Annotated in this window: 7 protein-coding genes; 1 reads left to right on the top strand and 6 read right to left on the bottom strand. The window is 60.5% G+C overall.

The annotated features are described in order from the left end of the window. Positions 1-1485 (top strand): AhpA/YtjB family protein (locus ACIP66_RS18405; RefSeq protein ID WP_400649732.1); only part of this gene is annotated, 1485 nt, incomplete at its 5' end. A gap of 402 nt (positions 1486-1887) precedes the next feature. Here the strand turns inward: ACIP66_RS18405 and ACIP66_RS18400 are convergent. From ACIP66_RS18400 to ACIP66_RS18375, 6 genes are all read right to left on the bottom strand, one after another. After that, entirely contained in the window at positions 1888-2601 is a 714-nt protein-coding gene (locus ACIP66_RS18400) for a membrane integrity-associated transporter subunit PqiC (RefSeq protein WP_053116751.1), read from the bottom strand. Between the two features lie 176 nt (positions 2602-2777). Further along, positions 2778-5042, bottom strand: coding sequence for a DNA topoisomerase IV subunit A (gene parC / locus ACIP66_RS18395; protein ID WP_053116750.1), 2265 nt, complete (start codon positions 5040-5042; stop codon positions 2778-2780). A 7-nt stretch (positions 5043-5049) separates the two neighbouring features. Then, positions 5050-5574 (bottom strand): TIGR02281 family clan AA aspartic protease, encoded by a 525-nt coding sequence (locus ACIP66_RS18390; protein WP_400649729.1) that lies wholly within the window; start codon positions 5572-5574, stop codon positions 5050-5052. Then, entirely contained in the window at positions 5571-6560 is a 990-nt protein-coding gene (locus tag ACIP66_RS18385; RefSeq protein WP_400649726.1) for an esterase-like activity of phytase family protein, read from the bottom strand. The genes ACIP66_RS18390 and ACIP66_RS18385 overlap by 4 nt, the downstream gene beginning before the upstream one ends. Next, on the bottom strand, positions 6560-8467 hold the full coding sequence (gene parE / locus ACIP66_RS18380) for a DNA topoisomerase IV subunit B (RefSeq protein WP_053116747.1): 1908 nt from the start codon (positions 8465-8467) through the stop codon (positions 6560-6562). The genes ACIP66_RS18385 and parE overlap by 1 nt, the downstream gene beginning before the upstream one ends. 41 nt (positions 8468-8508) lie before the next feature. Beyond that, entirely contained in the window at positions 8509-9117 is a 609-nt protein-coding gene (locus tag ACIP66_RS18375) for a YqiA/YcfP family alpha/beta fold hydrolase (RefSeq protein ID WP_053116746.1), read from the bottom strand. Positions 9118-9285: the final 168 nt, after the last annotated feature.

The raw sequence follows: 9285 nt of genomic DNA, 5'->3' as shown, positions 1-9285 counted from the left end.
TTCTTCCTGCTGATCGTCCTTGCACTTCGCCACCGCCGTGTACCGATTGCATTGCGCATTGCCAGCCATAACGTGATCCTGGTCGCTCTGGCCCTAGTGATCTATGCCGGCGTGATGGGTTTGCAATTCAAGCAGGCCATGCACCAGCAGGCCGATGCGCTGGGCGAAAGCCTGACCACGCAGACCGCGACCTCTGCCACGGAGCTGTTGGTGTCCAACGACATCCTCAGCCTCAACGTGCTGCTCAACAACCTGACCAAGAACAAACTGGTGGCCCACGCGGCGATCTACAGCGTGGATAACCGCATCCTCGCCGAGTCCGGTCAGCGGCCCAAGCACAGCCTGTTGGGCGAAGCCGAAGGCATGTACGAGAGCAAGATCACGTTCCAGGACGTGACCGCCGGGCAACTGCGCATCAGCCTCGACATGGATCAGTTCCAGCAGCCGATGACCATCAGCCTGCAAAGCATGGGCATTCTCAGCGGGATTCTGTTGGCACTGTCGCTAGCCCTGAGCCTGCGCATTGGCCGTAATTTGTCGACGCCACTGCTGCAATTGCGCGTGTGGCTGCGCAACATCGACGAGTACACGCCAGGCACAGATCGTCAGGACGAGATCGGCGATCTGGCGCGTCAACTGCACGCCAACTACGCCCCGGAACCAGCGCCCGTGCCTGAACCGGAACCCGAGCCGGAATTCGAAGAAGAGGACGACGAGCCCGAGTTCGAAGTGCGCAACCTGCGCGATCCGAGCTTCGACGAATCCCGTCCGATGGCCGCCCAGAAACCGGCGCCACGCCACGTCGTCAGCACCGTTGAAGACGATGAAGACGACGATGCGTTTGCCGATCTGCGCGACGAATCGCTCGATGCAGCACCGCAACCGGTCGTGCGCAAAGCCACGCCGAGCGTGCCGCAACACAGTGCGGTGCTCGCCGTGCAGCTGGGTTCGCAGGAACAACTGCGTCGCCTGCCGCGTGCGCGTCTGGAAGAATTGCTGGAACGTTATCGCGACTGTCTCGATCAGGCGGCTTCGTTGTATCAGGGTGAAATCGAAACCTTGAACGACGGCAGCACGCTGATGCTGTTCCACACCGAAGACAGCGGCGACGATTACCTGACCAACGCGATCTGCTGCGGCGAGCTGCTGCGCGCGCTGGGCCATCAGTTGCAGATTGAAGTCGCGGACAGCGGCATCACCCTGCAATTGCAGTTGGGCCTGACCTTGGGCGATGAGCTGTTTGGGTTGAGCCAGATCGATCTGCTGCTGACGGATTCGGCGCAGGATGCTTTGGCCCTGTCGCAGCACAGCCGCAATCTGCTACTGGTGGAACGCAAGATTGGTGACGACGCGCTGATCCGCCAACGCGCGCGAATCCGCCCGATCGCCAGCCCTGAGGGCGCTTGCTGTGTGGAGCGGTTGATGGAGCCTTATCCGTCGATGCTGGAACGGCAACTGGCGCGGATGCATGAGCGTCGGGCTTAAGTTGTAGGAGCTGCCGAAGGCTGCGATTTTTTCGCTGCTAAACATAAGGCCTGTAGACGAGTGATTGTCTGCGGGCTTTTTTGTGGGTGACTGAAAATCCCCTCACCCTAGCCCTCTCCCGGAGGGAGAGGGGACTGATTGGGGGGATATTGCAGAGCTGCACCGACTTGAACGCCCAGCTGTGAATCCATAATCGCCAGGATATTTAAGATCGATGTATGACGCCTGCTTTGAAACCATAATCGCCTGGACCTTTCAGGTCGACGTATGACGCCAGACACCTCGGTCAGTCCCCTCTCCCTCTGGGAGAGGGTTAGGGTGAGGGGCTTTTGATCTTTTACGCAGAACCCCAGAAACAACAAAGCCCGCACAAGGCGGGCTCTGTTTTAACTCGATCCAGCGTTAGAAGCGGAACACTTCCATATCCGTCCGAATCGGCGAAGCCATCGGAATCTTCGGCTGCTTATCCGCGTCCGCCGCCGGCGCTGCCGGTTTCGGTGCCGATTTACGCGGCGCTTCAGCCACTGGAGGCTGATTAGCCAACGGTTTCAGCGCCACCGACAACTGCTCAGCCAGACGCTGCAACAAAATCCCCTGCGCCTGAACCTGCGAAGCCGTACTGCCCGCATGCAGCTCTTGCAGATGAATGATGCGGTTATCCCGCACCTGACCACGACGGTCAATCAAACGCCACTGCGCATCCAGAATCGCCGGTTGTTTAACGCCGGAGTCCAGACGCGTGATGGTCAGCAACACCTGCACATCCGGGGTAAACCCGCTGGTGGCCGGTGCCAGCACCACACGTTGGCTGTCGAGGTGACCCGCGACCTGACGCATCAACAACTGATCGATATCCGACGAAAGGCTGCCGGCCCAACGACCATCGGTCGCCGCTTGCAGGCTGCCGTCGGGTTGACGTTGCAGCAGTGTTTCCCGTTGCAGGTAATCGGCGACGACTACCGGGCCCAGCAGAACCGCCATGCCCGCGCTTTGCGCAGGCTGAACCGGACTTCCGCTGTCCAGTTGATACAGCGACACCGGCTGGTGAACGCTGCAACCCGCCAGGCCAAGAACGCCGGCGAGCAACAAAATAAGTGGAAGGCGTAGCGCAGTCATCATCCCGTCCAGGTGGCCGCCACAAGGCTGACCACAGTGAAAATACTCAATAAATATGAAGAACGCTCGGCCACGCCGGCGCTTGAAAGGCCATATCATCCGTGAATATGCGTTCCGACTCCAGCGCCAAAGCGTCGATCTACGCGTTAAATCGTGGATCGACGCGTCTAGGACGCCTAATTGAGGTTTTCGACGAGCAGCGCATCCACTCTCTGGAAGCCCCTAGGTAGCTTATTGCCACGACGTCCACGCTCACCTTTGTAGTGTTCGAGGTCGTCGGCCTTCAGCGACAGAGTCCGTTTTCCGGCCTGCAATACCAACGTGGCGCCTTCCGGAATGACGGCGATGTCCGTGACATATTCTTCGCGACTGGCCACACGTTCACCGGAAATACCGATGATCTTGTTGCCTTTGCCCTTACCTAATTGTGGCAGATCGCTAATCTTGAAGATCAGCAGGCGACCTTCGGTCGTGACCGAGGCCAGCCAGTTGTGCTCACGATCAGCCACTGGGCGTGGCGCGATGACTTTGGCGTTGTTCGGCAGGCTCAACAGGGCTTTACCGGCCTTGTTCTTGGCTTGCAGGTCTTCGCCTTTCACGACGAAACCGTAACCGGCGTCGGAGGCGATCACGTACAACGCGTCGTCTTCCGGCATCAGCACGCATTCAAACGAGGCGCCCGGTGGCGGCGTCAGACGGCCGGTCAACGGTTCGCCCTGGCCACGCGCCGACGGCAACGTGTGCGCGGCGACCGAATAGCTGCGGCCGGTGGAGTCGATTACCACGGCAGACTGGTTGGAACGCCCCGCCGCCGAGGTCTTGAAGCCGTCGCCGGCCTTGTACGACAGGCCGGTCGCGTCGATGTCGTGACCTTTGGCCGAACGAATCCAGCCTTTTTCCGACAGCACAACGGTGACTTTCTCGTTCGGCAGCAGATCATGCTCGGTCAACGCTTTGGCTTCGCTGCGCTCGACGATTGGCGAACGACGGTCGTCGCCATAGGTTTCGGCGTCCTTGATCAGCTCGGTGCGCACCAGTTTTTTCAACTTGGCTTCGCTGCCCAGCAACGCTTGCAGCTTGGCTTGTTCCTTGAGCAGTTCGTCTTGCTCATCGCGCAGCTTCATCTCTTCCAGTCGCGCCAACTGACGCAGACGGGTGTCGAGAATGTAGTCGGCCTGAATCTCGCTGAGGGCGAAACGCTCGATCAGCTTGGCTTTCGGGTGTTCCTCGGTACGGATGATGTGGATCACTTCATCCAGGTTGAGGTAGGCAATCAACAAACCGTCCAACAGGTGCAGACGACGCTCGACTTTATCGAGGCGGAATTGCAGGCGGCGACGCACGGTCTGCACGCGGAATTCCAGCCATTCGACCAGCAAGGCGCGGAGGTTTTTCAGCTGCGGTTTGCCGTCCAGACCGATGATGTTGACGTTGACCCGGTAGGTCGACTCCAGCTCGGTGCTGGCGAACAGGTGCTGCATCAGCGCGTCGTGATCAACGCGGCTGTTGACCGGAATGATGACGATGCGGCACGGGTTTTCGTGGTCGGATTCGTCGCGCAGGTCAGCGATCTGCGGGGCTTTCGACGGTTTCGCCTGCATCAACGCAGCGATCTGCTCCAGCACTTTCGCACCGGAGACCTGGTGCGGCAGCGCGGTGACGATGATATCGCCGTCCTCGACGTGGTACACGGCACGCATGCGCACCGAGCCCTTGCCGGTTTCGTACATTTTCAGCAGGTCGGCGCGCGGCGTGATGATTTCCGCTTCGGTCGGATAGTCCGGGCCCTGAATGTGTTCGCAGAGCTGTTCGACTGTAGCTTTCGGCTCATCGAGCAGACGCACGCAAGCAGTGGCGACTTCGCGCAGGTTGTGCGGCGGCACGTCGGTGGCCATGCCCACGGCGATGCCGGTGGTGCCGTTGAGCAGAATGTTAGGCAGGCGCGCCGGCAGCACCAACGGTTCCTGCAGGGTGCCGTCGAAGTTCGGGCCCCAGTCTGCAGTGCCTTGGCCCAGTTCGCTGAGCAGCACTTCGGAATAACGCGACAAACGCGCTTCGGTGTATCGCATGGCGGCGAAGGACTTCGGATCGTCCGGCGCACCCCAGTTACCCTGGCCGTCGACCAGCGTGTAGCGATAGCTGAACGGCTGAGCCATCAGCACCATCGCTTCGTAGCACGCCGAGTCACCGTGCGGGTGAAACTTACCGAGCACGTCACCGACGGTACGCGCCGATTTCTTGTGCTTGGAATCGGCGTCCAGGCCCAACTCGCTCATCGCATAAATGATGCGACGCTGTACCGGTTTCAGACCGTCGCCGATATGCGGCAGCGCACGGTCCATGATCACGTACATGGAGTAGTTGAGGTAGGCACTTTCGGTGAAGTCAGCCAGCGACCGGCGTTCTACACCGTCCAGGCTGAGATCAAGGGGATTGCTCATGCAGGCCTCATCGGTTCGTTGTCTGGCGCAGCAACATGGTGCCACCGCGCTGAGTAAATTCAAGTTTGTTCAAGGCGCTCATGCCGAGCAGCACCTGATCGCCATGCAACCCCGGCACCACCAGTGCGCGGACGTCCCGCAGCACGATGTCGCCCAATTGCAGGCGGGCAATTTTTGTCCGATAGCCCTGGCTCAGGCCGTTGGCCGTGCTCAGGGTCACACCGAAACCTTCTTCCAGCTTCAAACGTTTGGCCAGATCCGCCGGGATCGCCACATCGGTCGCACCGGTGTCGAGCATAAACTCCACCGGCTCACCGTTGATCTGACCGCTGGCGACAAAATGCCCTTGGGCATTGCCGGCCAGTTTCACCTCAATAAATCCTTCGCCCTGCTCCGAACTGACCACCACGTTCGGATTCTGCTGGCGTTGCTCCCACTGGCCGAAAAACCGCGTAGCGAGAAACAGCGCCGCGCACCAGGCCAGAATCATCAGCACGCGACCGGCGCGTTTGCCCGGGGGTTGCTGGCTCAAGGCTTGGCGCTCCAGCCACCGTCAGGCGCGGCAAAGCGCCAGATGATCGGACGTTTTTCGCCGTCGGCGCGGACGCCTTCATTGTTGTCGATACCGATCCACGCGCCCTGCGCATCCACCACCAACGCTTCTGCCAGACCGTAGGCCTGTGGGTATTGGCGCTGCGGTTGCAAGGCATCTTCAGCGAACGACCAGCATTGCTCGACTTTAGCCGTGACTGCGTCGCGGCGGCAGATCTCGAAGGCATTGCGTTCCAGCGTGAACAGCTTGCCGTTGAACAGCGAAAGGTCGGCGAAATCACGGGTGACGGCGCGAGCCTTGGGGAACTGCGGCGGCTGCATTTCAACGCCAGCTTCGCTGAGCAGAACACAGGCACCGTCGCAATCCCAGACCGTTTGCTGACGCTTGATGGTCAGCAGACCACGGCGCTCACGCTCGGCGGCCAACCAGATCTGATCGCCAGCCGGGTTGATCGCCAAGCCTTCGAACAGCGCATTGAAGTGCAGCAACATGCCACTGGCGCGGGCTTCTTTCACCAGCATCGGCGAGATTTTCAGCCATGACGCCGGGCCTTGTGGCGGCACTTGCAACACGGCCGCGTGGGCCTCGCTGACGATGAAGCGATTGCCAGCGTTGTCGCAGGTAATGCCTTCGAAATCCAGATCGCCGCCACGCACAAACGATGCAGCCCACGTGCGCGAGCTGATGCCCCACGGCAAACCGCTGTCGGGCACCGGCGGGACGTCGATGTGCACGGTTTCGGCCTGCCAGACCTTGTCGCCGGTATTGAGACGGTAGATCTGATCGTCATCACGATCGGACACCGTCCACAACTCGTTACCGCACAGCGCCAGCCCCGAAAGGTTGCCTCCGCGCATGCCGTCGACCGGATGCTCGGCGAGCAGGCGCAGCTCTTGTATCGGCGCGGCCGACACGCTCATTGAACTCAGCAGCAACGCACCCGCCAAGGCCCAGCCAAAGTGCATCAGGTCAGCACCTCGGCGAGGTTGCCTTTGGATTCCAGCCAGGTTTTGCGGTCACCGGCGCGTTTCTTCGCCAGCAGCATGTCCATCATTTCCGAGGTTTCGGCGTAGTCTTCGCCCAGCGTCAGCTGCACCAGACGCCGAGTGTTCGGGTCCATGGTGGTTTCGCGCAGCTGCGGCGGGTTCATTTCACCCAGACCTTTGAATCGCGTGACCTGCGGTTTGCCGCGTTTCTTCTCGGCAACCAGACGGTCGAGAATGCCGTCGCGCTCGGCTTCGTCGAGGGCGTAGTAGATCTCTTTGCCCAGGTCGATGCGGTACAACGGCGGCATGGCGACGTAGACGTGACCGGCATCCACCAGCGGGCGGAAATGCTGGACGAACAGCGCGCACAGCAGCGTGGCAATGTGCAGACCGTCGGAGTCGGCGTCGGCGAGGATGCAGATCTTGCCGTAGCGCAACTGGCTCATGTCTGCCGCGCCAGGATCGACACCAATAGCGACGGCGATGTTGTGCACTTCCTGACTGGCGAGCACTTCGCTGCCGTCGACTTCCCAAGTGTTGAGGATCTTGCCGCGCAACGGCAGGATCGCCTGGAATTCCTTGTCCCGCGCTTGCTTGGCGGAACCGCCGGCGGAATCACCTTCGACGAGAAACAGTTCGGAGCGCATTGGATCCTGGCCGGCGCAATCCGCCAGTTTGCCCGGCAATGCCGGGCCTGCGGTGACGCGTTTACGTTCAACCTTTTTGCTCGCCTTGAGACGACGGCCGGCGTTGTTGATCGCCAGTTCGGCCAAGGCCAGACCGGTTTCCGGGTTGGCGTTGAGCCACAGGCTGAAGGCGTCTTTAACCACACCGGAGACGAATGCCGCCGCTTCACGGGACGACAGACGTTCTTTGGTCTGGCCGGAGAATTGCGGCTCCTGCATTTTCATCGACAGGACGAACGCAATGCGCTCCCAGACGTCTTCCGGCGCCAGCTTCACGCCGCGTGGCAGCAGGCTGCGGAATTCGCAGAATTCGCGCATGGCATCGAGCAGGCCCTGACGCAAACCGTTGACGTGGGTGCCGCCCTGCGCCGTCGGGATCAGGTTGACGTAACTTTCCTGTACCGCGTCGCCACCTTCCGGCAGCCAAAGCAGCGCCCAGTCGACGGCTTCTTTATTACCGGCGAACGCGCCGCAGAACGGCTCGTTCGGCAGGCGTTCGAATTCGTTGACGGCGTCGACCAGATACGAGCGCAGGCCGTCTTCGTAATGCCACTCGACTTTTTCGCCGGTGCCTTTGTCTTCGAAGCTGACCAGCAGGCCCGGGCACAGCACAGCCTTGGCCTTGAGCACGTGCTTGAGGCGGCTGATGGAGAATTTTGGTGAATCGAAGTATTTCGGATCCGGCGCGAAGTACACGCTGGTGCCGGTGTTGCGCTTGCCGACGGTGCCGACGATTTCCAGCTCGGTGGCTTTGTAGCCATCGGCGAAGGTCATCTGGTATTCGTTACCGTCACGCTTTACGCGCACGCGCACTTCGGTCGACAAGGCGTTGACCACCGAAATACCCACACCGTGCAGACCGCCGGAGAACTGGTAATTCTTGTTGGAAAACTTGCCGCCCGCGTGGAGCTTGGTGAGGATCAGTTCGACGCCCGACACGCCCTCTTCCGGGTGGATGTCGACCGGCATGCCACGGCCGTCATCGCTGACTTCCAGCGAGTGATCGGCGTGCAGGATGACCTGCACCGATTTGGCGTGACCAGCCAGGGCTTCGTCGACGCTGTTGTCGATGACTTCCTGGGCGAGGTGGTTCGGCCGACTGGTGTCGGTGTACATGCCGGGGCGTTTGCGCACCGGGTCGAGGCCCGAGAGGACTTCGATGGCGTCGGCGTTATAAGAGCTAGCGCTGGGAGTGGCCATAGGGTCTCGTCGTCAGTCATTCATGAAATAGGGGCAAGACTTCACAGTGCGGTGAAATCGATTGCCTGATACACATCGGCACCAATGCCGGCAAAACTCAGCAACGCCGGCAATTGCCCGGCAAAGCCTTGGAAACTGTGGTCGCCGCCGGCCTGAATGCGCAAGGCGCAGGCGCGGTAATACTGCTGGGCGAGGCGATAATCCAGTGTTTCATCGCCGGTCTGCAACCATACCTGATAGCGCTGGGCGTCCACAGGTGCTGGCACTTCCAGCTCGGCCAGGGCCGTTACATGGTCGTGGGTCAATTCCCAGGTTTCATCGGTATACAGGTTTTTCTGCGTGCCCAGATAGCCGTCGAACATCCGGTGCGGGCTGACCGCCGGGTTGACCAGCAGGGCTTTCAGGCCATGGCGCTCGGCCAGGTGAGTCGCATAGTAGCCGCCGAGTGAGCTTCCCACCAGCAGCGGGCTGCCCAGCTCGGCGATTGCCTGCTCCAACTGACCGATGGCTTCGCGCGGATGGTGATGCAGGGCCGGGACACGCAGTTTGTCGCTCAAACCCAGTTGCTCCATCACCGTTACCAGCTGACAGGCCTTTTTCGAGGCCGGGGCGCTGTTGAAACCGTGGATATAGAGGATCGAACCGGACATTTGAGCTCCCTGAGTGTCGGCGAAAGATAGCGGAGTTTACAGGGAGTCACGGCAGGATGGGCCATCCAAATGATGCCTGGCTGCATCCTGTAGGAGCTGCCGCAGGCTGAGATCTTTTGATTCTGTTTTTAAGATCAAAAGATCGCAGCCTGCGGCAGCTCCTACAGG

This window comes from Pseudomonas sp. NPDC088429, assembly GCF_044753305.1.
Taxonomy (GTDB): Bacteria; Pseudomonadota; Gammaproteobacteria; order Pseudomonadales; family Pseudomonadaceae; genus Aquipseudomonas; species Aquipseudomonas rustica.
The sequence above is the reverse complement of the archived record's forward strand: the minus strand, read 5'-3'. Positions and strand labels throughout refer to the sequence as shown.

Excerpts from the sequence above, each read along its gene's own strand:
- ACIP66_RS18400 (WP_053116751.1), bottom strand. The coding sequence starts at position 2,601 with ATGACTGCGCTACGCCTTCCACTTATTTTGTTGCTCGCCGGCGTTCTT.
- ACIP66_RS18385 (WP_400649726.1), bottom strand. The coding sequence starts at position 6,560 with ATGCACTTTGGCTGGGCCTTGGCGGGTGCGTTGCTGCTGAGTTCAATG.
- ACIP66_RS18375 (WP_053116746.1), bottom strand. The coding sequence starts at position 9,117 with ATGTCCGGTTCGATCCTCTATATCCACGGTTTCAACAGCGCCCCGGCC.
- parC (WP_053116750.1), bottom strand. The coding sequence starts at position 5,042 with ATGAGCAATCCCCTTGATCTCAGCCTGGACGGTGTAGAACGCCGGTCG.
- parE (WP_053116747.1), bottom strand. The coding sequence starts at position 8,467 with ATGGCCACTCCCAGCGCTAGCTCTTATAACGCCGACGCCATCGAAGTC.